23 protein-coding genes are annotated in these 22,828 nt (G+C 65.2%); 9 read left to right on the top strand and 14 right to left on the bottom strand.

Going from position 1 to position 22,828, the window contains the following annotated elements; all coding sequences use genetic code 11:
• Positions 1–395 precede the first annotated feature (395 nt).
• From AC1DNE_RS22180 to AC1DNE_RS22170, 3 genes are all read right to left on the bottom strand, one after another.
• Positions 396–584, bottom strand: coding sequence for a ribbon-helix-helix domain-containing protein (locus AC1DNE_RS22180; RefSeq protein WP_476767418.1), 189 nt, complete (start codon positions 582–584; stop codon positions 396–398).
• Between the two features lie 69 nt (positions 585–653).
• On the bottom strand, positions 654–1,475 hold the full coding sequence (locus AC1DNE_RS22175) for a hypothetical protein (protein WP_476841190.1): 822 nt from the start codon (positions 1,473–1,475) through the stop codon (positions 654–656).
• Between the two features lie 1,070 nt (positions 1,476–2,545).
• Complete coding sequence (locus tag AC1DNE_RS22170) at positions 2,546–3,754, bottom strand: tyrosine-type recombinase/integrase (protein ID WP_476766972.1); 1,209 nt, start codon at positions 3,752–3,754, stop codon at positions 2,546–2,548.
• A gap of 276 nt (positions 3,755–4,030) precedes the next feature.
• Between AC1DNE_RS22170 and AC1DNE_RS22165 the strand changes: the two genes are divergently transcribed.
• The gene (locus tag AC1DNE_RS22165; protein ID WP_441472291.1) at positions 4,031–4,618 is read left to right on the top strand and encodes a hypothetical protein; all 588 of its coding nucleotides are present in this window, start codon (positions 4,031–4,033) and stop codon (positions 4,616–4,618) included.
• A gap of 16 nt (positions 4,619–4,634) precedes the next feature.
• Here AC1DNE_RS22165 and AC1DNE_RS22160 read toward each other — a convergent pair whose 3' ends face one another.
• The 9 genes from AC1DNE_RS22160 to proB form a co-directional block, all read right to left on the bottom strand.
• Complete coding sequence (locus tag AC1DNE_RS22160) at positions 4,635–5,144, bottom strand: RNA pyrophosphohydrolase (protein WP_441472292.1); 510 nt, start codon at positions 5,142–5,144, stop codon at positions 4,635–4,637.
• Entirely contained in the window at positions 5,141–6,310 is a 1,170-nt protein-coding gene (locus tag AC1DNE_RS22155; protein ID WP_476766971.1) for a divergent polysaccharide deacetylase family protein, read from the bottom strand. Before AC1DNE_RS22155 ends, AC1DNE_RS22160 begins: the two co-directional genes overlap by 4 nt.
• 159 nt (positions 6,311–6,469) lie before the next feature.
• On the bottom strand, positions 6,470–7,849 hold the full coding sequence (locus AC1DNE_RS22150; RefSeq protein ID WP_441472294.1) for a S41 family peptidase: 1,380 nt from the start codon (positions 7,847–7,849) through the stop codon (positions 6,470–6,472).
• Positions 7,849–9,213, bottom strand: coding sequence for a murein hydrolase activator EnvC family protein (locus AC1DNE_RS22145; protein WP_441472295.1), 1,365 nt, complete (start codon positions 9,211–9,213; stop codon positions 7,849–7,851). Before AC1DNE_RS22145 ends, AC1DNE_RS22150 begins: the two co-directional genes overlap by 1 nt.
• Positions 9,210–9,689, bottom strand: a complete 480-nt coding sequence (gene rlmH / locus AC1DNE_RS22140; RefSeq protein ID WP_476766969.1) for a 23S rRNA (pseudouridine(1915)-N(3))-methyltransferase RlmH — start codon at positions 9,687–9,689, stop codon at positions 9,210–9,212. The genes AC1DNE_RS22145 and rlmH overlap by 4 nt, the downstream gene beginning before the upstream one ends.
• Before the next feature lie 12 nt (positions 9,690–9,701).
• Positions 9,702–10,112: a ribosome silencing factor gene (gene rsfS, locus AC1DNE_RS22135; RefSeq protein ID WP_441472412.1), complete on the bottom strand. Its 411-nt coding sequence runs from the start codon at positions 10,110–10,112 to the stop codon at positions 9,702–9,704.
• A 70-nt stretch (positions 10,113–10,182) separates the two neighbouring features.
• Positions 10,183–10,794 (bottom strand): nicotinate-nucleotide adenylyltransferase, encoded by a 612-nt coding sequence (locus AC1DNE_RS22130; protein ID WP_441472297.1) that lies wholly within the window; start codon positions 10,792–10,794, stop codon positions 10,183–10,185.
• A gap of 14 nt (positions 10,795–10,808) precedes the next feature.
• A complete protein-coding gene (locus AC1DNE_RS22125; RefSeq protein WP_476766974.1) occupies positions 10,809–12,050 on the bottom strand; it encodes a glutamate-5-semialdehyde dehydrogenase in 1,242 nt (413 codons plus the stop codon).
• Between the two features lie 111 nt (positions 12,051–12,161).
• The gene (gene proB / locus AC1DNE_RS22120; RefSeq protein WP_476766968.1) at positions 12,162–13,286 is read right to left on the bottom strand and encodes a glutamate 5-kinase; all 1,125 of its coding nucleotides are present in this window, start codon (positions 13,284–13,286) and stop codon (positions 12,162–12,164) included.
• 492 nt (positions 13,287–13,778) lie between these two features.
• Between proB and rpsU the strand changes: the two genes are divergently transcribed.
• The 7 genes from rpsU (at position 13,779) to AC1DNE_RS22085 (ending at position 19,732) form a co-directional block, all read left to right on the top strand.
• On the top strand, positions 13,779–14,042 hold the full coding sequence (rpsU, locus tag AC1DNE_RS22115; protein WP_476766967.1) for a 30S ribosomal protein S21: 264 nt from the start codon (positions 13,779–13,781) through the stop codon (positions 14,040–14,042).
• Positions 14,043–14,127: 85 nt separating this feature from the next.
• On the top strand, positions 14,128–14,502 hold the full coding sequence (locus AC1DNE_RS22110; RefSeq protein WP_441472301.1) for a DUF6481 family protein: 375 nt from the start codon (positions 14,128–14,130) through the stop codon (positions 14,500–14,502).
• A gap of 382 nt (positions 14,503–14,884) precedes the next feature.
• Positions 14,885–15,445 (top strand): sigma-70 family RNA polymerase sigma factor, encoded by a 561-nt coding sequence (locus AC1DNE_RS22105; RefSeq protein ID WP_441472302.1) that lies wholly within the window; start codon positions 14,885–14,887, stop codon positions 15,443–15,445.
• A 48-nt stretch (positions 15,446–15,493) separates the two neighbouring features.
• Positions 15,494–16,189 carry an anti-sigma factor gene (locus AC1DNE_RS22100; RefSeq protein WP_441472303.1) on the top strand — a complete coding sequence of 232 codons (696 nt, stop codon included), beginning with the start codon at positions 15,494–15,496 and terminating at the stop codon, positions 16,187–16,189.
• 59 nt (positions 16,190–16,248) lie between these two features.
• Complete coding sequence (locus AC1DNE_RS22095; protein WP_476766965.1) at positions 16,249–17,697, top strand: S8 family serine peptidase; 1,449 nt, start codon at positions 16,249–16,251, stop codon at positions 17,695–17,697.
• A 221-nt stretch (positions 17,698–17,918) separates the two neighbouring features.
• Entirely contained in the window at positions 17,919–19,073 is a 1,155-nt protein-coding gene (locus AC1DNE_RS22090; protein WP_441472305.1) for a glycosyltransferase, read from the top strand.
• Positions 19,070–19,732 carry a class I SAM-dependent methyltransferase gene (locus AC1DNE_RS22085; RefSeq protein ID WP_441472306.1) on the top strand — a complete coding sequence of 221 codons (663 nt, stop codon included), beginning with the start codon at positions 19,070–19,072 and terminating at the stop codon, positions 19,730–19,732. Before AC1DNE_RS22090 ends, AC1DNE_RS22085 begins: the two co-directional genes overlap by 4 nt.
• A gap of 84 nt (positions 19,733–19,816) precedes the next feature.
• On the opposite strand, the gene AC1DNE_RS22080 is transcribed toward AC1DNE_RS22085, so the two are convergent.
• Both AC1DNE_RS22080 and AC1DNE_RS22075 read right to left on the bottom strand, forming a co-directional pair.
• Positions 19,817–21,319: a methyl-accepting chemotaxis protein gene (locus AC1DNE_RS22080; protein ID WP_441472307.1), complete on the bottom strand. Its 1,503-nt coding sequence runs from the start codon at positions 21,317–21,319 to the stop codon at positions 19,817–19,819.
• 122 nt (positions 21,320–21,441) lie between these two features.
• The gene (locus tag AC1DNE_RS22075; protein WP_441472308.1) at positions 21,442–22,077 is read right to left on the bottom strand and encodes an LbetaH domain-containing protein; all 636 of its coding nucleotides are present in this window, start codon (positions 22,075–22,077) and stop codon (positions 21,442–21,444) included.
• Here AC1DNE_RS22075 and phnN point away from each other — a divergent pair.
• Positions 22,076–22,675, top strand: coding sequence for a phosphonate metabolism protein/1,5-bisphosphokinase (PRPP-forming) PhnN (gene phnN, locus AC1DNE_RS22070; protein ID WP_441472309.1), 600 nt, complete (start codon positions 22,076–22,078; stop codon positions 22,673–22,675). The genes AC1DNE_RS22075 and phnN overlap by 2 nt on opposite strands.
• The last annotated feature ends 153 nt before the right edge of the window (positions 22,676–22,828 follow it).

The following is a 22,828-nucleotide window of genomic DNA, read 5'->3' as shown; positions in this document are numbered from 1 at the left end:
CGATTACATCGAGCGGTTCTACAACGCCGTTCGCAGGCACTCGACCATCGGCTACATCAGCCCGGCCGAGTTCGAAAAGAAGGTCGGATTAGCCTAACCGACTGTTCACAAACCGGCAGCAGGCCAACGCCTCCGCTTCTCAGGCTAAATTAGACAGTTGGGATCGGGACATTGCCCAGTCCACCGGCCTCAATTGGGAAACCCGCCAAGCCATGCGAAAAACGTGTGCTATCTTCTCTGGAGGCCTGATGGCGGCCGCAAAAGAGGCTTCTGGCCCAATAGCGACGCCCAAAAAGGACTTCTAAGTCGCCTATTCACAGCCGCGACGCGCGATCTACCTCGGATTGGCAAGCCCTACGCCTTCCCCAGAGCCATCACGGAGCCTATGGCATCGGTTACCTATGTGGTGGGACTGGCATTGCGTTCGCAGGTGCTCGATCTCTGTGATCAAGATAGAGTCGGATGGCTTTCCTGATCAGGAAATTACGCGAGGCGCCGGTTTCAACCGTGATCAGGTTTAGGCGATCTACCAAACCCTGATCACATAGAATTTCGACTCTCACTCGTTGATGATCATCCTGCATGACGCCTCCCACTCCTGCCGGCTAACACCGGTCTAGAGTTATTTATCGAGGCAATTCGCTGATCGGCATTTATTGGGTATGTGACTTTCCTCTCAGTGCGGCCCGGAAATTCTCTCGACGTATCATCCACATATCGTGCGAGACGGACTCCTTGCCCCACCCGTATCGCTTGCAGACGAGTTCGGGCACCGCACCATTGTCCAGTTTGAATTCGTGGTCCTGGTAGGCGTGCTTGAACAGGTAGCGCGCCCTATCCGGAAGGCCGTGGGTGTTAAGATACTGGATGTCGATCCCGTTCTTGCCTGCCTCAGGCACCGCCTTGCCCCACAGGTCCTCGACAGCAGCCCTCAATGTTTTGATGTCGACATCGAGCTTGAGAAGGAGGTGTATATGAGGGGCAACCAAATTTCCCTCGTCGTCGAAATGTTCCATCACCGCGATGAAGAAGGGCCACTCCTCAAACGGCTTATCTCTTAGAGAGGGCTCAAAAAGTGGATAAAGTTTTTTCAGAAAGATGAGAACTGATCGATAGAGTTTTTTCGTTTTATGATTTCTATCGTAGAGATGCCATTTTTTATTAAAGCATGCATCCATCGAAAGGGTTATAAAATAATTTGGATTGTTATCTATTATTTCATTCGCCGACATTGATCTATATGCAATCCTTGATTCCTTGTCGTTCAATCTGCTTTGAAGCATCAGGAGCGCATTTAGCTCTTTTTCAGTCTTTGCAAATGCGATCTTCTGGGCGAGCGTAGGCCCTCGCTTGCGCGTTTTATCAAGAATATGACCATCCGCTAATTCCTTATCGTATTGAGTTATTAGCGATTTTTCATAGTCAGAATGTTTTCTTTTGGTGCTTATTTCAAATGATTTCTTGTCTAATCCCATGGATGTCTGTTTCCTTATATCATTCAAATCGTTCCGATTTGAAGTCGCTTTGCGACAAGGTGTTTATTTGAGGTGTTCATCTGTATTTTGAGAAGTGTTAGGTAAAATATTAAAAATACCCATGATCTTTCACCTCGTCTAGGCTTTAGACAAGGTTCCCCGCAGGCCGCTCCGAGAACGCGAGCGTCTGTTGGCATAATTCTATATCAGATACTTGGATGGGGTGCGCAGAGCGCCTTTGGGTATCTCTAATGCTCTATATTCATATACGTTTATTTATCGAAAACTTTCGGGGAATTCTCGCTGTCGAGAGAATAATTTTGGGAGGGTAAGCGGTTGCGTCGGCGCTGCTGCGCTTTCCTCAGGAACAATTCCGTGGAAGGCCGCGATAAGATGGCGGCCATCTCGATGGTCGGCGCGCGGTACTGATGAGATCAAATGGGTGCCATCCTCGGCCTCGTCTTGTGAGACGGTTGAAGATCGAGGCTGTCAGGCGGTGGCGTTGAGGCGAGAGGCCAAACGGGACGGCTCGCGAATGGGTAGCGCTTCCAGCCATGCCACAGCGTCATCGTACAAGACGATGGTCTTACCTCCGGCTTTTCGAGCTATGAGGCGTCCAGCAGCGATCTCTTCAAAGATGGTAGATCGACCTCGCCCACAGGCGCTAGAAAGGCCATTGATGTCATATGCTAGCGGAAAATGATTTTTACGTTCTTTCGTCATTGATTATAATGTCCTGTGAAGATGTTTCCTTTCGGATTTGGGTTAATCGGAGTCATTTCCGGAAAATTTGAAGATGCTTAGATAACCAATCCTTAGTAGTTGTTGTATCAGTTTTTTCTCGTGCGTCAATGTCTATTTTGCCCGCATTTTCAATTACTTACATAACTTTTGACGACGGATTGCTCACGATTTTGGATGTATACATAAAGTGTATGTCATTGTTACAAAATCAAACAATAATTCGTAATCTTTGATTGTAATTGATCTGTGCATTCCGGCGATAATCTGAAGTATAATTCTTCATGTTGTTTTTAAAAACAGTCAGATTTCTGATCGGAGTCTGGCATTTAATTGGCTCTCGGCTCATTGGAGCGCATCTTCGATTTCGTGATAAACTTCGCCCATGCCTCCATCATCTTACGCCGCTTCTCCAGCGCATCCGAGCGGCGGTAGGACCGTTCCGCCTCGTCTCCGACATTATGTGACAGCGCTGCTTCCGCGAGTTCACGAGCAAAATCCGTTTGCTCACCGCACCAGTCGCGAAAAGAGGAACGAAAGCCATGTTGGGTGAACTGAGAAACATCCATGCGTCTCATCAGCATCTCCATGGCCATTCCGGACAAAGGCCTTTCCGCCTTCTGACCCGGGAAAACAAAGTCGCTCACCCTGACCAGACGCTGCCTATCGATGACCTGCAGAGCGCTCTTGCTCAATGGCACCCGAAAAGGCTTTGCGTTTTTCATCCTCTCACGCGGGATGGTCCAGATGTCTGTCGCAGCATCGAACTCATCCCATCTCGCTCCGAGAACCTCGTTGGCGCGGCTAGCATTTAGAATGGCGAATTCTAGGGCGGCGGCAGCGGTAGCGTTACGTAAACGCAATCGAGCGACAAATGCAGGCACATCGGCATATGGCATCGCAGCGTGATGGCCGCGAGCAAGCTTCTTCCGCTGAGACAGCAACTCTTGAAGGTGCCCGCGCCAGCGGGCCGGGTTCTCCCATGGCGATGCGATCTCACCCTTCGCCTTGGCAGCATCTAGAACTCGCTCGATGCGGCCCCGTACACGCGAGGCGGTCTCCTGTTTATTGTGCCAGAGGGGCTGGAGTATCCGAAGGATGTCCGCAGTCTCGACATCCTGTAGAGCCTTCCCTCGTATCGGCAAGGCATAGTGGTTCAGTGCCCTCTTCCACTGGCTTTGATGGCGGACGTTTTTGAAGCCCGGGAGGATTGATGCAAGCAGGTCGTCGGCAAATTCTCCAAATGTCCTCGGAGCTTTTTGAGCGGCGACAGCCTTCCGCGCAACAATCGGGTTGGTGCCAGCGGCGACCAATTTTCGCGCCGCTTCCGCTTTCTGTCGGGCTTCTGCAAGCGTCGTCCCATTGTAGCCGCCTAGACCCATCTCCTTTCGCTTGCCCTGCCATCGAAAAACGAAAAGCCACCTACGAGCACCACTTGGATCGATGACGAGATAAAGCCCTCCACCATCGCTATGAAGGCCGGGCTTTTTCAATGCTTTGGCTTGAACCACCGTCAGTTTGTGAAGCTTCTGCCCCATGCCTCCTCCGATTTTACCCTAACAATTACCCTAACACGAATGAGGGATCGTACTGGATTGATATGGACTGATCTAGCAAGTCATGCTGTTTTCATTGAGTAATTTTGGGAGTATGCGGTCCGGAATCCGCCGCTATGGACAATAGTTCGGCGTCCTTCCGGGACGCCATTTCGGCGTCGGGCCCGAACGTCGAAGCGCCTCTGCTCCGAAACCTCTTGAAAACCGCGTTTAGGGCGATGGATTCCCCTTTCCGGCGCGGTGTCCTAAGCAGATCTCATGGAGACGATTTCGCCGCATGAGCTCTTCCCCCATGTTCGCATCGTCATGGGCATGGTCATCGGTCTCGGCATCACCCGGATGCTGACGGGCATCGCCAGCTTCATCCAGCATCCCGACCGCTATCGCCTGTCGCTGCTCCATATGCTCTGGGTCGGCTCGATCCTGCTGGAGCTGGTGCTGTTCTGGTGGTGGGAGTTGGGCCTCTCGCGCATCCCCTCCTGGAGCTTCGGGATCTATCTCTTCCTGATCGCCTATGCCGTCGTGCTCTATCTGCTCGCGGCGCTGCTCTTCCCGGACAACATCTCCGAATATGCGGGCTACGAGGACTTCTTCATCAAGCGCCGGCGCTGGTTCTTCGGCCTGCTGGCGTCGGCCTTCCTGCTCGATATCGTCGATACGCTGATCAAGGGCACCGAGCGCTGGAGCCAGCTCAGCGGCGATTATCTCGTGCAGGTACCGATCGGGCTTCTGCTCTGCCTCGTGGCCTTTTTTTCGGCGCGGCGCAGCGTCCATATCGCGCTGGCGTCCGTGCACATCGCCTATCAGCTCTACTGGATCGTGCGCGTCGTCTACATGATGGGCTGACGCGGTGCCGGCTGGCTCAGCCGCCCGCGAAGGGCGCGAAATGCCTGGCGACCTGCCGGTAGACGCCCTGTTTGAAGGGAATGATCAGCTCCGGCGTCTCGTCGAGCCGCGCCCAGCGCCAGGCGTCGAACTCGGCCTTGTGCCCTCCCGCCGGCGTCAGGATGTTGATCTCCGCCTCGGAGCCGACGAAGCGGAAGGCGAACCATTTCTGCGCCTGCCCGCGCCAGCGGCCTTTCCAGGCTTCCTTGCCGATATCGTCAGGCAGGTCGTAGCTCAGCCAGCCCGGGGCTTCGGCTAGCAACTCGACCGAGGTGACATTGGTTTCCTCGGCCAGCTCGCGACGGGCCGCCTCCAGCGGCGTCTCGCCCTTGTCGATACCACCCTGCGGCATCTGCCATGCATGGCCCGGCGCAACATGCTCGCGCTGAGTCTTGTTGGCGCGCCGGCCGATGAAGACGAGCCCTTCGGCATTGAACAGGGCAAGACCGACGCAGGGGCGGTAGCCTTCGGGAGCTTTCTCGGTCATCGCAGCGGTCCGGCGGAAACTGATCCGGTGGTCTTGGGATTGCGGAAACCGCGGGCGGCGCTCACGGGAACGAGCGCGATCTTCTTGGCTTCCAGCGACTGGGCCCAGCGATTGATCCGCTCGATCGAGACCGGCAGGGCGCTGGCAGCGGCGACGACGACGCCCTGATCGCGCGCCAGCGCCTCCAGCGCCGCGAGTTCCTTGTCGATGGCATCGGGGCGAGTGACGCCGTCGATGACCCGATCGATCTTGATGGCCGGGATCTGGGCACGCGTGGCGGAGCTGGCGAGAAGGCTGCGCGGCGAGGAGCCGTCATCGACGACCATGAGGCCACGCCCGGCAAGCTCGCGCAGGAGCGGCGACAGCGCGTTCTCGTCCGAGGTCAGGCGGCCGCCGAGAAAGTTGACGATGCCGACATAGCCCGTGAAGCGGCCGAGCGACCAGTGCAGCTTGTCGAGATTGTCCGAGGCCTTCGGGCCGGTCAGCAGCGTATGCGGGCCGGGATCGTTGTCGGGATAGTCGAAGGGCTCCATCGGCAGCTGAAGGAACACCTCATGCCCCTCGCCGCGGGCGCGCTGGACGGTGCGTTCGAGCTCGGTGCCATAGGGGGCGAAGGCCAGCGAGACCGGCCCCGGCAGTTTGGCGATGGCATCGGCCGTGCCGGTCTGGCTGATGCCGAGGCCGCCGACGAGCAGGGCGATGCGCCCGGCCGGTTTGACCGAGGGCTCCGGTCCGAGCGGGCGAGCATAGATCTTGGCCGGGGTCGCGCCGTCCGGGCCGAGCTTCGGCAGCAGGCCGTAGCGGCTGCGCTCCACCAGCCGATTGTCGGGGGCCGGCGCGAGCTTGATCGCACCCGCTTCGTCCGGGACGGTGATGACGATCGCGCCCGGCGCATCCTCGCCCGCGCGCACGACGGTCACGCCGGCGCTGTTCTCGAGCTGGGCGGCGCTTGCGGGGCCGCGCGCGGCGGATAGGGCCGCATCGGCGCTGGGCGGGAGGGAGGAAACGGGAGCGGCGCGTTTTTCGATCGCCGCATAGGCGACCGGCTCTCCGCCATCGGGATCGCGGCGTAGCGCGGCGACGAGCACGAGACCGAATATCACGCTGCCGACGCAGCCGGCGGCAGCAATCGCAAGCCAACGGCCCCACGGCTTGCCGGAGGGCATGGCTCTATCCTGGCCGAGCGGCCGATTGAGCTCCGTCAGCGGCGTTCCGGCCAAGGTCAGCCGTCCTCAAGGTTGCGTCGCGGGCCCGAATCAGTGGCCCGCGCGCTAGTCTTGTCGCCTAAGCAGCCCGGCGTCGAGCCCGAAGGCTCTCCTGCGGGCTCAGTTCGGCTGCTTCGGGGCTTCCGGGGTGGCCGGCGCCGGGGCGGGCTCGGCGGCAGGCTTCTCGGAGGGCTTTTCGACCAGCTGGGCGGAATCCTTCTTGATGCCGCGGAGCTGGTTGAAGGCCGCGATCAGCTGGGTGTCCTTCGCCGGATCGTTCGGGACGTAGGAAGCGGAGCCGGACTGCTCCTCGCCCTCGCCGGCCTTGAGGTGGCCCTTGAGCGCGGCCTCGCCCTTGTTGTCGACGAGCTTGTCCTTGATCTCCTGCGGGATGTCCTGCTGGACCTCGATGTCCGGCGTGATGCCCTTGGCCTGGATCGAGTTGCCCGACGGCGTGTAGTAGCGCGCCGTGGTCAGGCGCAGGCCGCCATTCGAGCCGAGCGGGATCACGGTCTGCACCGAGCCCTTGCCGAAGGAGCGCGTGCCCATCACGACCGCGCGCTTGTGGTCCTGCAGCGCGCCGGCGACGATCTCCGCCGCCGAGGCGGAGGAGCCGTTGATCAGCACGACGAGCGGCTTGCCCTTGGTCAGATCGCCCGACTTGGCGTTGAAGACCTGGGTCTCCTCGGCGTTGCGGCCGCGGGTCGAGACGATCTTGCCGCGCTCGAGGAAGGCGTCGGAGACGAGCACGGACTGGTCGAGGCGCCCGCCGCGATTGTTGCGCAGGTCGATGACATAGCCCTTGAGCTTGTCCTGGCCGATCTCGGTCGAGAGCTTGTCGATGGCCTTGCGCAGGCCGTCATAGGTCTGCTCGGAGAAGGTGCCGATGCGGATATAGCCGATATCGCCCTCGACGCGCTCCTCGACCGCCGGCACGACGATGGTCGAGCGGGTCAGGGTGAACTCCAGCGGGTCGGTCTTGCCCGGGCGCTCGATCTTGAGCGTGACCTGGGTGTTGATCAGCCCGCGCATCTTCTCGACCGCCTGGGTGAGGGAAAGGCCCTTCACCTCGGTGCCGTCGATCTGGCGGATGATGTCGTTGGCGAGGATGCCGGCCTTGGATGCGGGCGTGTCCCGAATCGGCTTGGCCACCTTGAGGACGCCGTCCTCCATCGTCACCTCGATGCCGAGCCCGCCGAACTGGCCGCGCATGTCTGTGTCCATATCGCGGAACGCCTTGGCGTCGAGATAGGAGGAATGCGGGTCGAGCGAGGAGACCATGCCGTTGATGGCGGCCTCGATCAGCTTCTGCTCGTCGGGTTTGTCGACATAATCGGTGCGGATCTTCTCGAAGATGTCACCGAAGAGGTTCAGGCTGCGATAGACCTCGGCCGAAGCGGCCACCGCGCTGGTCGAGCTGAGCAGCCTGGTCTGAGTGGCGAGTCCGGTCAGGCCCGCGCCCATGATGGCGCCGGCGAGAACGAGGGAAACCTTGCGCATCATCCGCGAACCTTTTCGCCTTGCCATTTCGTCCACCACGGCGTCGGGTCGACCGAGACACCGTCTTTCCTGAATTCGATATAGAGGACCGGCTGCCCGGTTCCCACCCCTACTGTCGTCGCGGCAGCTTCCGATGTTTCGCCCATCGCCGCAACCGGCTCCCCCGCCAGGACGAACTGATTGAGCGCGACATCGATCCGCTGCATGCCCGCAAGCAAAATGTAGTATCCACCCCCTGCGTTCAGGATCAAGAGTTGCCCGAACGAACGGAACGGTCCCGCATACACCACCCAAGCGTCAGAAGGCGCCGAAACTAGGGCGCCTGGCCGGGTTTCCAGTGAAATTCCGCGGATTGTGCCGCCGGCGCCGTCAGGGTCGCCAAAACCACGCAATCGTGATCCTGCGACAGGCAGCGAGAGCAGGCCTTTGGCGTCGGAAAAGGCGATCTTGGGGGCCAGGCGCGCCGGGTCCTTGAAGGCGAGCGCCGTCATGCGCTCGCGCTGCTCGCGCGTTTCCTGCTCGATTGCCTGGCGCGCCGCCTCCGCTGCCCTGTTGGTGACGGAAATCTCCTTCTCGATCTTCTCGACGAAGTCGCGCATCGAGCGGGCCTGGCCGGCGAGCTCGTTGCCGAGTGCGCGCTGGGCTTCGACATCCTTGGCGGCGCTGGCTTCGCGGTCCCGCCGGGCCTCGATCAGCGACGCCAGGCGCTGGCGCTCGCCGACGAACTGCTCCATCTCCGTGCCGATCTTGAGCTTCTCGGTGGCGATGTTGTCGCGCAGCCGCACCAGCTCGCCGAGATCCGTGGCGAGAATTTCGATCTCCTGGCGCAGATCGGGCACGACGGCGCCGAGCAGCATCGAGGCGCGCACGGCTTCGAGGATGTCCTCCGGCCGTACGAGCACCGCAGGAGGCGGGGCCCGGCCGATGCGCTGCAAGGCGGCCAGCACCTCCGCGATCAGGCCGCGCCGGCCCTCGAGCGAGCGGCGGATGGCCGTCTCGCTGGATTGCAGCAGCGCGAGCCGCTTTTCCAACGCGCCCAGCCGCTCCTCGCCGGCCTGTGTCTTCGCGGTGGCGTCGAGCAGGGCCTTGTTGAGCGCGGCACGGTCGGCGCGGATCGCGGCGATTTCTTTTTCAAGGCTGGCGCGGGCTTCTGCGTTTCCGGCGAGGCGCTGCTCGATTGCCTTGAGTTCGGCTTCACGCTCCTGTTTCTCGACGAGCTTCTGCATCGCCTCCCGGGCCAGAGCCTCGGGATCGGCCGGCTTGGGCTGCGCAAGAGCAGCCCCGCCGAGCGAGACCGCCGCAAGCAGGGCGGCAGGGGCCAGACGGCGCAGCCCGGAGCGAATCAGCAGCGCGGCGAAGTTCATGCGCGATGATAGGGGTGCCCGGCGATGATCGTCATCGCCCGATAGAGTTGTTCCAGCACCAGCGCCCGCACGATCTGGTGCGGGATCGTCAGCGCGCCGAAGGCGAGTGTGATGTCGGCCTTGTCGCGAATATCCTCGCTCAAGCCGTCGGCGCCGCCGATGACGAGGCTGGCATGGCCGGTTCCGGCGTCGCGGGCGGCGGCGATGCGGCCGGCGAAGGCTTCGCTGCCGAGCTGGCGACCGCGCTCGTCGAGCGCGATCAGCAGGCCGGGCTGCGCCTTGGCGAGGATCGCCTGCGCTTCTTCGCGCTTGCGCTCCTCGGGGCGGCGGCCCCGGCTTTCGGCGATCTCGACGATGTCGGGCCCGCTCAGCCCGATGCCGCGGCCGAGCGCGACCCCGCGTTCACGATAGCGCTCGCAGAGCTCGCGTTCCGGCCCATCCTTGAGCCGGCCGACGGCGATGACCGCGAGCCGCATCTCTTGGCGTCGTCAGTTCGCGAGGCGTTCGTTCGGCCGGTCCGTGCCCCACATCTTCTCGAGATTGTAGAACTGGCGCACTTCGGGCCGGAAGACATGGACGATGATATCGCCGGTATCGATCAGCACCCAGTCGCAAGCTGGCATGCCCTCGACCTGCGGCGATGGCTTTCCGGCACTCTTGAGTGCCTCGACCAGGGCCTCGCTGATGGCGGCGACGTGGCGGTTGACGTTGCCGGACGCGATGATCATCGCGTCGGCCAGCGACGTCTTGCCAACGAGGTCGATCACCGTGATGTCCTCGGCTTTCATGTCTTCGAGGACATGTCGCGCAAGGGCGATGCTATCGGCGGAGGGATTGTCCGCGATAGCGGCCTGGGGAAGCGGCTTCGGCTCGGCCTCACCAAGGGTTTGACGGTTCAGTGACGTATCCTCTCAATTCAGATGCGCTCTCGGCGCGATGCAGCCAAAATAAGCCGGACGGCCCCGGAATTCAATCGCGGCCGGCCTGACGGCGCAGCATGGTGGAGGATAACGTCGAGCGCTTGCCGTGCAGGAAAACCCAGGCCGGAGGCCGGGTGCGCGGCAGACTCGCGGCCTGATTCTCCGGGATGCGCCAGCGCGACAGCCAGTTGGCGGCGGGCGAGGCCATGGCGCTGTGGGTCGAGCCCGGCCGGTCGATCACCGCAATCGGCATCATTCGGGCGATCGTCCGCCACTCGGCCCAGCGGTGGAAGCCGGCGAGATTGTCGGAGCCCATGATCCAGACGAAATTGACGCCCGGGCAGCGCCGCTTCAGCGCGCGCAGCGTATCGGCGGTGTAGCGGGTGCGCAGCGTCGCCTCGATGCCGGTGACGTTGATGCGGGCATGGGCGGCGATATCGCGCGCCTGCCGCAGGCGCTCGCCGAGCGGCGGCAGTTTCGCATTGTCCTTCAGTGGGTTGCCGGGGGTGACCAGCCACCAGATGCGGTCGAGCTGCAGGCGGCGCAGCGCCGTCAAGCTCGCCAGCCTGTGGCCGTCATGGGCGGGGTTGAAGCTGCCGCCGAACAGGCCGATACACAGGCCCGGCGCATGGGGCGGCAGGCGCAGATGCTCGCTCGTCATCCGTGCTGCACGGCTCAGGGGCGCGTCTGGCCCGCGCCATGGACGCGGTACTTGAACGAGCAGAGCTGCTCGACCCCGACGGGGCCGCGCGCATGCATCCGGCCGGTGGCGATGCCGATCTCGGCGCCGAAGCCGAACTCGCCGCCATCGGCGAACTGGGTCGAGGCGTTGTGGACGACGATCGCGGAATCGACCTCAGCCAGGAAGCGGGCGGCGGCGGCCGCGTCGGCCGTGACGATCGCATCGGTGTGATGCGAGCCGTAGCGCTCGATATGGTCGATTGCGGCGTCGAGCCCCGGCACGACCTTCGCCGCGATGATCGTGTCGAGATATTCCGTCGACCAGTCTTCCTCGCTGGCGGGCGTCACGCGCGCATCGACGGCCCGTACTGCCGCATCGCCGCGCACGGCGCAGCCGGCATCGAGCAGGGCGACGACGAGCGGGGCGAGATGGGTCGCGGCGCAGGCCTCGTCGACGAGCAGCGTCTCGGCTGCGCCGCAGACGCCGGTACGGCGCAGCTTGGCGTTGAGCAGGATCTCGCGCGCCATGGCGAGATCGGCCTTGGCATCGACATAGACATGGCAGTTGCCGTCGAGATGGGCGAAGACGGGCACGCGCGCCTCGCTCTGGACGCGGGCGACGAGGCTTTTCCCGCCGCGCGGAACGACGACGTCGACATTGCCGCTGAGGCCCGCGAGGATTTCGCCCACGGCGGCGCGGTCACGCGTCGGCACGAGCTGGATCGCATCGCCCGGCAGGCCGGCGGCCTCCAGCCCCTCGCGCATCGCCGCGGCGATCTCGGTCGAGGAGCGGAAGGAGTCGGAGCCCGCGCGCAGGATCGCGGCATTGCCGCTCTTCAGGCAGAGCGCGCCGGCATCGGCCGTGACGTTGGGGCGGCTCTCGAAGATCACGGCGATGACGCCGAGCGGCGTGGCGACGCGTTCGAAGCGCAGGCCGTTCGGCCGGGTCCATTCCGCCAGCACGCGGCCGAGCGGGTCGGGCAGGTCGGCAACCTCGGCGACGGCGTCGGCGATGGCGGCGATGCGCTTCTCGTCGAGGGCGAGGCGGTCCATGAAGGAGGCGCTGAGACCTGCCGCCTTGCCGTCGGCGAGATCCTGCGCATTGGCGGCGAGAATGCGGGCGCTGCGGGCACGCAGCGCATCGGCCATGGCGATCAAAGCGGCGTTGCGCTGCTCGGTTGGGCTGAGCGCGACCTTGCGTGCGGCGGCGCGGGCACGCCGGCCGACCTCCTGCATCACGAGCCGGACATCGCCGTTCTCGTTTGTCGCGATGATGCGCAATGCGCTGTCGCCCGTCATCTCACCCAGCCCAAAAACCCGCCGGCAAAAGCCGGCCCGGAAGAAAGCTTAGCCTAGCCCGAGCGCCATGTCGTCCCGGTGGATCATCTCGGCGCGGCCGGGGTAGCCGAGCACGCTTTCGATGTCGCGCGAGGCCCTGCCGAGAACGAGCGCGGCTTCGCTCGCATCATAGGCGACGAGACCGCGCCCGAGCAGCTGCCCGTCGGGGTCGCGGATCAGCACGGCATCGCCGCGCGCGAACTCGCCTTCGATGCGGCTGACGCCGACCGGCAGCAGACTCGCGCCGCCGCGTAGCGCGCGGGCCGCACCGGCATCGACATGCAGCGTGCCGCGCGGCTCCAGCGTGCCGGCGATCCAGGTCTTGCGCGCGGTGGCGGGTGTCGAGCCGGAGAGGAACCAGGTGCAGCGCCCGCCGGCAGCCACGCTCGCCAGCGGATTCTTGGCTCGCCCATCGGCGATCAGCATGTGTGTGCCGCCGGCGGCGGCGATCTTGCCGGCCTCGATCTTCGTGCGCATGCCGCCGCGCGAGAGTTCGGAAGCCGCCCCGCCGGCCATGGCGTCGATTTCGGGCGTGATCTTCTCGACGACGGGGATGTGCTGGGCGGACGGATCCTTGGCGGGTGGCGCCGTATAAAGTCCGTCGATGTCGGAGAACAGCACCAGCAGGTCGGCGCCGGCCATGGTCGCGACGCGCGCGGCGAGCCGGTCATTGTCGCCATAGCGGATTTCGGTGGTGGCGACGGTGTCGTTCTCGTTGATGACGGGGATGGCGCGCAGGTCGAGCAGGCGCCCGAGCGTCGCGCGCGCGTTGAGATAGCGGCGTCGCTGCTCGGTATCGGCCAGCGTCAGCAGGATCTGTCCGGCGGTGAGCCCATGGGCGGCCAGCGCCTCGGCCCAGTTGCGGGCGAGCGCGATCTGCCCGACGGCGGCGGCGGCCTGGCTTTCCTCCAGCCGCAGCGGGCCCGAGGGCAGGTTGAGCACGGTGCGCCCGAGCGCGATCGCGCCGGAGGAGACGACGAGGACGTCAGCGCCGCGTTGGTGCAGTTCGGCGAGGTCTTCTGCGAGGGCGGCGAGCCAGGCATGGCGCAGCCGGCCGCGAGCCCGGTCGACCAGCAGGCTGGAGCCGACCTTCACGACGATGCGGCGGAAATCGGAAAGCGAAGGCGTCTTCACGGGACACACGATCTGTTGCAGCGAGCCTCCTGCCTGTTGGGGAAAACCGGGCGATTGTAAAGCGGTGGGACCATCGGGGCCGGCGTGCTCCGCGTGCATTGGATCGCCGCGCGCCCTATCGGTTGCGATAGCGGTGATCTATCCATTTCGTACTGCATCGGATTTTTCCGAAAAGTGGAATCCACTTCTCGGTTCGATGCTGTAGCGGTCGATCCCGTTGAAAAACGGCCCCGTCAGGCCCATATCGAGTGTCTGCCGGCCGCGCCGTTCCGCTCCGACCCCTCGCCTCGCGAGCCTTCGGAGACATGCGCGGTTACTGACTCACGACAGGATAGTCCATTCCCGCGGCCCGCCACAGGAATGGACCGGAGCATCGGACCGAGAAGTGGATTCCACTTTTCGGACGAATCCTATGCTTCACCAATGCGATTGATCGCCACTTCGCGCCCGGATCGGCGCGCGGCGATCGATCAACCGCAGAGAGGAGCTTCGATGCAGGTTCTCGTTCGCGACAACAACATCGATCAGGCCTTGCGCGCGCTGAAGCGGAAACTTCAGCGTGAAGGCATCATGCGCGAAGTGAAACGGCATACGGCCTATGAGAAGCCCTCGGAGCGCCGCATCCGCGAGAAGGCCACTGCCGTGCGCCGGGCCCGCAAGGCGGCCCTCAAGCAGGCGCGCCACGAAGGGCTGATCGCGGCGCCACGCCCGAAAAGCCGCCCGCTCCGCGCTGGAAGCGGGGGTGCCGCGCGTTGATTTCGATACCAAATTGGCTCGATCTGGCTTAAGGCGCCCGCGCGGGCCGAGAAACAACCCGTAACAACCCGAGAGAAGATCACCCTTGAAGAACCCGAACGACCGCAGCTTCACCGACCGTCAGGCCAATTCCGCCAAAGCCAAGCAGGCGCTGCTTGAGCGTTTCAAGGCACGGCCCAAGGTCGATGACCCGGTCATGGTGCAGCGACGCGAGGAGCGGGAAGCCATCGCTCAGGCTCGCGCCGAGCGCGAAGCCGAGAAGGCGAAGATCCGGGCCGAGAAGGAGCGCCTCGAGGCGCTCGAGCGCGCGCGGATCGAAGAAGAGAAGCGCCAGGAAGAGATCGCCCGCGAAGCCGCCCGCAAGGCGGAGCAGGCCAAGCGTGATGCCGAGCGTCCGCGCAAGGTGCTGCTGGAAGCGGTCCAGTACATGCAGATGCGCACGGCCGGCAAACGCCGCTAGGTCGCCGCGCGTCCTGCCGGACGCGATAACGGTGATCTGTGGCTCTGTCATCGCATCGGATTTTCCGAAGAGTGGATTCCTCTTTTCGGTCCGGTGCCGTCGTGCACTTGGCGCTTGGCTGATGTCAGTCGGGCGCCAAGAATTCGCGCATGTCATCAATGCGATCTGGGGCGCCGCGGGCGCCCCTTTTCATATCCGCTTAACCGCGACGGCGGTTCGACAGCCCTGTATTGGCTGGTTTACGGGCAAAAAAGCGCGTCCTTTCCCCTGATGACCTATCGGCAAATCCGTTCGCGCAGATTAATGTGCGCCCGGGTTGAACCTTTTCCCCGCTCGCCGCGACGAATGGGTGCGAGCCGGGATGCCTGGCCTTCGAGGGGCAATGCATACGGAATCGGACGAGGATCTCGTCAAACGGATCGCCTCGGGCGATCGGCTCGCGATGAAGGTGCTGTTTTCACGGCATCAGGTGCGGGTCTACCGTTTCGTGCTGCGGCTCGTCCGCGACGAGACGCTTGCCGAGGATGTGATCAGTGACGTGTTCATGGATCTCTGGCGACAGGCGGATCGCTTCGAGGCACGCGCCTCGGTCTCGACCTGGCTGCTCGCCATCGCCCGGAACAAGGCGTGGTCGCTCCTGCGGAAGCGCCGCGATGCCGAGCTCGACGAGGATTACGCGGGCAGCATCGAGGACGAATCCGACGGCCCCGAGATCGTGCTCCAGAAGCAGGACAAGGGCCTTGCGATCCGTGCCTGCCTCGAACGCCTTTCTGCCGAGCACCGCGAGGTCGTCGATCTCGTCTATTACCACGAGACCTCCCTCGAGGAGGTCGCGCGGATCGTCGGCATTCCCGAGAACACCGTCAAGACACGGCTTTTCCACGCCCGCAAGAAGCTGGGCGAGATGCTCAAGGCTGCCGGCATCGACCGTGGCTGGCCCTGAGGCGTTGACGTTTATGAAGTGCGGCCGAGCCGCCGGAGGAGTGGCGTGATGACCGACAGCATCGCAAGCGATCCGAAGCGCCGCGAGCTCGAGGAGCTGCTGCCCTTCTTTGCCAATGGCCGCATCTCGGACGCCGACAAGCGCCGCGTCGAAGCCGCGCTCGCCGGCGACGCCGAGCTGGCCGCCCGGCTCGACATCATCCGCGACGACATGGCCGAGACGGTTCTGCTCAACGAGAGCCTCGGCGCCCCGTCGCACCGTGCCCTCGAAAAGCTGATGGCGGAGATCGACACGGCCCCCCATCAGGCGCCGCTGCTGACGCGGGCGACCGACAGCATGGGCCGCGGCTTTCTGGGCTGGCTCGGTGGCCTGCTGGCGGCGCAGCCGCCGCGCCGGCTCGCCTATGCCAGCGCGGCCGCCATCGCGCTGATTGCGCTGCAGGGCGTCGCCATCACCGGGCTTGCGCTGCACGATGGGGGCGCCGGCTACCAGACGGCTTCGGCGCCGGGCTCGCGGGCTTCCGAGCGCTATGTCCTGCTGAGCTTCGCTCCGGAGGCGAAGGCCGGCGAGATCGCCGCCTTCTTCAAGCGCTTCGATGCCTCGGTCGTCGACGGCCCGCGCGCCAACGGCTTCTTCAAGGTGCGCGTGGGAGATGCCTCGCTGTCGGCTGCCCAGGTCGATGCGATCGCGACGCGGATGAAGAGCGAGAGCGCGATCGTCAGCTTCGTCGCGCCCGCGCCGTGATGCTCTGGCGCCTCTCGCGGGCGCCATGGCATGATGTTCTGCGGCAGGAGGGCCAGGCCATGCTGCGATCCGGTTTCACGAGCAGGACGGTGCTGACGCGGTGCCTGGCGGGTGCCGCATTGCTCGCATGGGTGGTCGCGTTGGCTCCCGCCACCGCTCTCGCCCAGGCTCCCGCCACCGCCCCCCAGCAGCCCGCCGCCAATGGCGCCAACCGTTCCATGCGCGTACCTCCGGGGTCGTGGATGCGCCAGCAGCGCGCCATCGTCCCGGCGCCGGAGGAGACTCGTTTCGTCCCGGACGAGGTGCTGTTCGAGCTAGCTCCCAACGCCGAGGCCGACGTCGTGCTGCGTCGCTACGGCGCGACCCTGATCGCCCGCCAGCGCTTCGAGTTGGCCAACGTCACCATCATCCGCGCCAAGCTCGAAGCCGGCCGCGACCTCCGGGCCGTGCTGACCCAGATGGGCGACGACAGCAGCATCGCCGGCGCCCAGCCCAACTTCCTGTATGAGCTGCAGCAGGGTGCCTCGGCCGGGCCCGGCGCCACGAACGCTTCGACCGCGCCGACGACGGCGTCTTCCGATGCCAGCGGACCGCCGGTTCCGGGCCTGCGGCTCGGGGATCCCGCGACGGCGGCGCGCGGCACTGCCGCGGTCCGGCGCGTGCTGCCGCCGCAATACGTCGTCGACAAGCTGCGCCTCGGCGAAGCCCGCAAGCTCGCGCTCGGGCGCGGCATCCGCGTCGGCATGATCGATTCCGGCGTGGACATGGAGCACCCCGAGATCAGCGGCTCGGTCCTCGCCTATCTCGATGCCGTCGATGGGCTGGCGACTCCGCACGCGCACGGCACCTCCATGGCGACGGCGATCGTCGCGCATGGCGAGTTGCAGGGCGTCGCGCCGGGCGCCCGGCTGATCGTCGCCCGCGCCTTCGGCGGCCCGCAGGCGAGCTCGGCGAACGGCAAGTCCTTCCAGATCCTGACGGCGCTGGAGTGGGTGGTTCAGCAGCGGGCGAAGGTGGTCAATCTCAGCTTCGCCGGGCCGCAGGACCGCCTGCTGTCCAAGGCGCTCGCCGGGGCGAAGGAGCGCGGTGTCATCGCGGTGGCGGCCGCCGGCAACGGCGGCATCCGCTCGGCACCGCTCTATCCCGGCGCCGACCCGAGCGTCATCGCCGTGACCGCGACCGATGCCGACGACAAGATCTTCATCGATGCCAACCGCGGCAGTTACGTTGCCGTTGCGGCGCCCGGCGTGGACGTGCTGACGGCGGAGCCCGCGGGCCGATACGCCTTCACCTCGGGCACCTCGATCGCGGCCGCCCATGTCTCCGGGCTCATCGCGCTGCTGCTGGAGAAGCAGCCGGAACTCGACCCCGACAGCGCCCGCCGCATCCTCGGCGAGAGCGCGACCGACCTCGGCTCCAAGGGGCGCGACCCGGTCTTCGGCGCCGGGCGGATCGATCCCGCGGCGGCGCTGGCGCGCGTCCTGCCGGTCGCGACGGCGCGGCCCTGATCCGCGTCCTTCCGATCCCGTGCTCTCGTCTCCAGCCCTCATCCTGAGGAGCCGCGACAGCGGCGTCTCGAAGGATGCTTCAGGAGGCTCCCGTGCCCTCTGGACCATCCTTCGAGATGCAAGCTTCACTTGCTCCTCAGGATGGGGGACCGGAAGTGTCCGAAAGGACTCTGAGCCATCGGCGCTCTTGACCTGCGCCGCCGCATCGGCCTGATGGCGCGATGCCGCGCCCCAAACTCCTCTTCGTCGCCACCGAGGACTGGTTCTTCGCCTCGCATTTCCTGCCGATGGCGCGGGCGGCGCGCGAGCTTGGCCTCGACGTTGCCGTCATCGCCCGCGAACGCAGCCATCGGCGCGTGATCGAAGCGACCGGGGCGCGGCTGATCGCGTTGGAGGCGGAGCGGCGCAGCCTCGATCCGCGTGCGCTGGTCAAGCAGATCGCTGCGCTGAGGCGGCTGATCGCGGCGGAAAAGCCCGACGTCCTGCATTGCATCGCGCTGAAGCCGATCGCGCTCGCCGGTCTGGCCGGCAAGCTCGCCGGCATCGACCGACGTGTCTATGCCTTGACCGGCCTCGGCTTCCTCGGCGCAAAGCAAGGGGCCTTGGCCGCTGCGGCGCGCTTCGCCGCGATCGCCTGGCTGCGCGGCGCGATCGACGGCCGGCAGGTGCGCTTCCTCTTCGAGAACCCGGACGATCCGGTTACGCTCGGGCTCGATCCGCACGATGCCGGCAAGGTCGCGATCGTCGGCGGGGCCGGAGTCGATCCGCTGATTCTGATGCCGTCGCCGATGCCGCCTGCGCCGCCGCTCAAGGTCGCGCTGGTGGCGCGCATGCTCTGGTCCAAGGGCGTCGATCTCGCGGTCGAGGCGGTGAGGCTCGCCCGTGCCGAGGGGACGAAGGTCGAGCTCACCATCCATGGGGCGCCTGATCCGTCGAATCCGAAGGCGATCCCCGAGGCGACATTGAAGGAATGGGCCGCGCGGCCCGGCATCAACTGGGCCGGCCCGACGCGGGATGTCGAGGCGGTCTGGAAGGCGCATCATCTCTGCATCCTGCCCTCGCGCGGCGGCGAAGGCTTGCCGCGCACCATTCTGGAAGCCGCATCATGCGGCCGGCCGATCCTGACGACCGATGTGCCGGGCTGCCGCAGCTTCGTCCGCGAGGGACAGGATGGCATGGTCGTGCCGGCCGACGACGCCGCGGCGCTGGCCAAGGCGTTGACCGTCTTCGCCCGGGCGCCGGGCCTCGCGGAGCGGATGGGGGCGAATGCCCGTGCCCGCCTGCTCGACGGCCATACCGAGCGCGACGTGATGAATGCCGTGAAAGCGCTCTACCAGGGGCTTCTCGCCGCGCCTGCGACGGAGAAGGTCGCATGAGCGAGGCAGGGTCGAAGCTCGATCGGGAGGGCTTCATCCGCGCGCATACGCGGCTGCTGCCGGTGCCGCATGCCGCTGAGATCGCCCTGCATGTCGCGCAGGAAGCGACCGAGCTTTGGCAGAAGACCGAGGAGGAGCTTGCCGTCATCGGCCTGCCGCCACCGTTCTGGGCTTTTGCCTGGGCCGGGGGACAGGCGCTGGCACGCTACCTGCTCGATCACCCGCAGATCGTGGCGGGACGGCGCGTCCTCGATTTCGCCTCCGGCTCCGGACTGGTTGCGATCGCTGCCGCAAAGTCGGGGGCGGCGCGGGTCGAAGCCTGCGATATCGATGCCTTCGCGGTCGCTGCGATCGGCATCAATGCAGTGGCCAACGGCGTCCCCGTGACGGCGCGGGCCGACGACCTCGTCGGCCGCGACGAGGGCTGGGAGGTCGTCTGTGCCGGCGACGTCTGCTACGAGCGCGACATGGCCGAGCGCGTCATCGCCTGGCTCTCGGCCCTGTCCGCCCGCGGCGCGACGGTGCTGATCGGTGATCCCGGCCGCAGCTATCTGCCGAAGGGACGTCTGGAGACGGTCGCAACCTACGAAGTGCCGGTGACGCGCGCGCTGGAGGACGCCGAGATCAAGCGCAGCTCGGTCTGGCGCCTCGTGGGCTAGCGCGCTTTCCGTTCGGCTGGGATCAGCCGAACGAAGAGAATTCGCGCACAATCAATAAGCGGAGCTTGCGCCGAGGCGCGGCGCTCAGGCCGCGCTGCGCCGCCCTGTTTGAGGCCGCGGCTCCGTCCGGAAGGCGGCGACGAGCCGATTGAGCTGGTCGATCTGGTCGAGCAGGGTGCGCGCGGAGGCGGCGCTCTGCTCAGCCAGCGCCGCGTTCTGCTGCGTGATCTCGTCCATATGGCTGACGGTCTGGCTCATCTCGTCGATGCCGTTGGCCTGTTCGCCGGCGGCGGAGGCGATTTCCTCGACCGTGCTCGACACCTTTGCGGAGGCGGAAACGATCCGGTCGAGTGTCTGGCCGGCCTGCCGCACCAGCTTGACCCCTTCGGCCACCTCCGCGTCGGAGGAGGCGATCAGGCTGGTGATGTCCTTGGCAGCGTCGGCGGAGCGCTGGGCCAGCGACCGCACCTCGGCAGCGACGACGGCGAAGCCACGGCCGGCCTCGCCGGCGCGCGCCGCCTCGACCGCGGCGTTCAGCGCGAGCAGATTGGTCTGGAAAGCGATGCCGTCGATGACGTCGGTGATCTCGGAGATCCGCTTCGAGGCGCCCTCGATCCGGGCCATCGCGTCGACCGCGTCCTTGACGATGTCGCCGCCGGTGCGGGCGACATTGGCGGCCTCGTCGGCGAGCGCGACGGATTCGCGCGAGGCCTGCGAGGAGGTCTTGACCGAAGCCGCGAGTTGCTCGGTCGTCGCGGCGCTTTCCTCGAGCGCGGAAGCCTGCTGCTCGGTGCGCATCGACAGGTCCTGCGCGCCGCTGTTGATTTCCTGCGAGGAGGCCGCGATCGCGACCGAGGTCGCCTTGATCGTCGCGGCCATCTCCTGGAGACGCGCCATCGCCGCATTGAAGTGCTCGCGGATCTGGCCATATTCGGCCGGGATCTCGGTGCTCATGCGATGGGTCAGGTCGCCCTCGGCGAGCGCGGCCATGCTCTTGCTGACGCAGGCGATCGCCAGGTCGCGCTCGGCCGTCTTGGCCTGCTCGATGGCGTGCGCCTCGGCTTCGGCCTTGAGGCGAGCTTCTTCCGAAGCCTCGAGATAGACGGTGATGGCATAGTCCATGTCGAGCAGCGCCGCCTTGACGATGGCGCCGACCTCAGCAGCGCGCTCCTCGGCGCCTGACATGCGCCGGCCGAGCGCGTTCTTCGGCCAGCGCGCTTCCAGGATGCTGGCGAGCATCTTCTCGAGGATCAGCGCGTAGCCACCGATGTACCAGCGTGGTTCGAGGCCGATCCGGGCATGGACCTTGCCGACGCGGGTGACGGCGTTGACGTAGTTCTCGTCGAAGCTTCCGGTGGCGATCCCGCCCCAATGCTGAACCTGGCGCTGCTTGGCGGCCTCGATATGCTCTTCGCTGCTGAAGAAGCTCCGGGTCTCGGGAAACTCGCGGAGCTTGGAATAGAAGGCGTCGAGCGCCCCCGGAATCGCTGCCCCCAACGCCTCGCGCGCGTCCCGGATATGGCCCTGCGCTGCGCTGTCGAGGCCGATGAACGCCAGCCGCCTGGCGAGGTGATCCGATGCGGACATGAAGCCGAAATTCCCAACTGTGGCCCGTGACGATCCGAACCTTCCGGCTGTCTCGCCGATCGAGGTTAACAGCCGATGAGGGAGCCCGCTGATCTCGGTCAATCCGGTTGCGGCCGGATGTCTCAGGCGCCTTGCTTCAGGGCTTCGTAGGTGTCGAGGAACGCCTCCACCGGCAGATGGCGGAAATCGTCCAGCGCGCCGCGCAGCTGGGCATGGTCCCAGTCCCACCAGGCCAGCGCTTGCAGCCGCTCGGCGACATCTTCGGAAAAGCGCTGCCGGACCGGCCGGGCCGGATTGCCGGCGACGATGGTGTAGGGAGCGACGTCCTTGGTGACGACGGCGCCGCCCGCGACCACGGCGCCGGTACCGATGTTACGGCCGGCCAGTACGATCGCGCCATGGCCGATCCAGACGTCGTGGCCGATCGTCACCGCATGCGCCCGGCGCCAGTCGAAGAAAGCGGCGTCGTCCTGCGCGTCCTCGAAATAGGCTGAGGCGCGATAGGTGAAATGCGACTGGCTCGCCCGCTGCATCGGATGGTTGCCCGGATTGATCCGCGTCATCGCCGCGATCGAGCAGAATTTTCCGATCGTCGTGTAAATGACATTCGCGTCGTTCACGACATAGGAGTAGTCACCCATCGTCGACTCGACGAAGACGGTGCGCGCGCCGATCTCGGTGTAGCGCCCGAGCGTCGCCTGCCTCACCTGCGCGGTCGGGTCGATCACCGCCTCGAGTCCCAGCTTCTTCGCAGCCATGTCCTTGCACTCTCCTGATCTTGCGGCGCCCGTTTCAGCAGCGGGCGCGCTCGTCCTCGTGGTCGGGCCTTCCGGGGCGGGGAAGGACACCTTGATGGATGCGGGCCGGGCCGGGCTCGCCTGCGACCCGCGCTTCCGCTTCGCCCGCCGGCTGATCACGCGTCAGGCCATGGCCGGCGCCGAGGATCACGATTCCTGTGACGAGGCGGCCTTTCGGGAGGCCGAGGCCAGCGGCAAGCTCGCGCTGAGCTGGCGGGCGCATGGTCTGAGCTACGGCATCCCGGCGGCGGAGCTTGCAGGCATCGCCGAGGGCGCTGTGGTGATCGTCAACATATCCCGCGCGGTCATCGCGGCGGCCGAGCGGCTGGCGGAGCGCGTGGTGGTGCTCAACATCACCGCCCCGGTGCCGGTGCTGGCACAGCGGCTCGCTGCGCGCGGGCGCGAGAGCGAGGCCGATATCGCGGCGCGGCTGAAGCGCGAGGCGCCGCTGACGGCGGAACGTGCCGAGATCGTCACGATCATGAACGATCGCAGCGTCGTCGAGGCGGCCGAAGAGCTGCTCGCCGTTTTGCGCGGGCTGGGCCGTCTGCCGGCTTAGCGCCCGAACCGGGGCGTCCTTGCGAGCGCAGCGAAGCAATCCAGGAGGACAGGGTGACATGTCCAGCCCGGCCCTCCTGGATTGCTTCGTCGCTGCCGCTCCTCGCAATGACGGGGAAACGGCATGGCAGAGCGACATGGCGAGACGAGCGCC

It is taken from the genome of Allobosea sp. 05L423 (assembly GCF_056397745.1).
This window is presented reverse-complemented; position numbering and strand designations above follow the sequence as displayed.

Coding starts and splice junctions, on each gene's coding strand:
- AC1DNE_RS22180 (WP_476767418.1), bottom strand. CDS start 584: ATGCAGGATGATCATCAACGAGTGAGAGTCGAAATTCTATGTGATCAG.
- AC1DNE_RS22175 (WP_476841190.1), bottom strand. CDS start 1,475: ATGGGATTAGACAAGAAATCATTTGAAATAAGCACCAAAAGAAAACAT.
- AC1DNE_RS22170 (WP_476766972.1), bottom strand. CDS start 3,754: ATGGGGCAGAAGCTTCACAAACTGACGGTGGTTCAAGCCAAAGCATTG.
- AC1DNE_RS22165 (WP_441472291.1), top strand. CDS start 4,031: ATGGAGACGATTTCGCCGCATGAGCTCTTCCCCCATGTTCGCATCGTC.
- AC1DNE_RS22160 (WP_441472292.1), bottom strand. CDS start 5,144: ATGACCGAGAAAGCTCCCGAAGGCTACCGCCCCTGCGTCGGTCTTGCC.
- AC1DNE_RS22155 (WP_476766971.1), bottom strand. CDS start 6,310: ATGCCCTCCGGCAAGCCGTGGGGCCGTTGGCTTGCGATTGCTGCCGCC.
- AC1DNE_RS22150 (WP_441472294.1), bottom strand. CDS start 7,849: ATGCGCAAGGTTTCCCTCGTTCTCGCCGGCGCCATCATGGGCGCGGGC.
- AC1DNE_RS22145 (WP_441472295.1), bottom strand. CDS start 9,213: ATGAACTTCGCCGCGCTGCTGATTCGCTCCGGGCTGCGCCGTCTGGCC.
- rlmH (WP_476766969.1), bottom strand. CDS start 9,689: ATGCGGCTCGCGGTCATCGCCGTCGGCCGGCTCAAGGATGGGCCGGAA.
- AC1DNE_RS22130 (WP_441472297.1), bottom strand. CDS start 10,794: ATGACGAGCGAGCATCTGCGCCTGCCGCCCCATGCGCCGGGCCTGTGT.
- AC1DNE_RS22125 (WP_476766974.1), bottom strand. CDS start 12,050: ATGCAGGAGGTCGGCCGGCGTGCCCGCGCCGCCGCACGCAAGGTCGCG.
- rpsU (WP_476766967.1), top strand. CDS start 13,779: ATGCAGGTTCTCGTTCGCGACAACAACATCGATCAGGCCTTGCGCGCG.
- AC1DNE_RS22105 (WP_441472302.1), top strand. CDS start 14,885: ATGCATACGGAATCGGACGAGGATCTCGTCAAACGGATCGCCTCGGGC.
- AC1DNE_RS22100 (WP_441472303.1), top strand. CDS start 15,494: ATGACCGACAGCATCGCAAGCGATCCGAAGCGCCGCGAGCTCGAGGAG.
- AC1DNE_RS22095 (WP_476766965.1), top strand. CDS start 16,249: ATGCTGCGATCCGGTTTCACGAGCAGGACGGTGCTGACGCGGTGCCTG.
- AC1DNE_RS22090 (WP_441472305.1), top strand. CDS start 17,919: ATGCCGCGCCCCAAACTCCTCTTCGTCGCCACCGAGGACTGGTTCTTC.
- AC1DNE_RS22085 (WP_441472306.1), top strand. CDS start 19,070: ATGAGCGAGGCAGGGTCGAAGCTCGATCGGGAGGGCTTCATCCGCGCG.
- AC1DNE_RS22080 (WP_441472307.1), bottom strand. CDS start 21,319: ATGTCCGCATCGGATCACCTCGCCAGGCGGCTGGCGTTCATCGGCCTC.
- phnN (WP_441472309.1), top strand. CDS start 22,076: ATGTCCTTGCACTCTCCTGATCTTGCGGCGCCCGTTTCAGCAGCGGGC.
- AC1DNE_RS22075 (WP_441472308.1), bottom strand. CDS start 22,077: ATGGCTGCGAAGAAGCTGGGACTCGAGGCGGTGATCGACCCGACCGCG.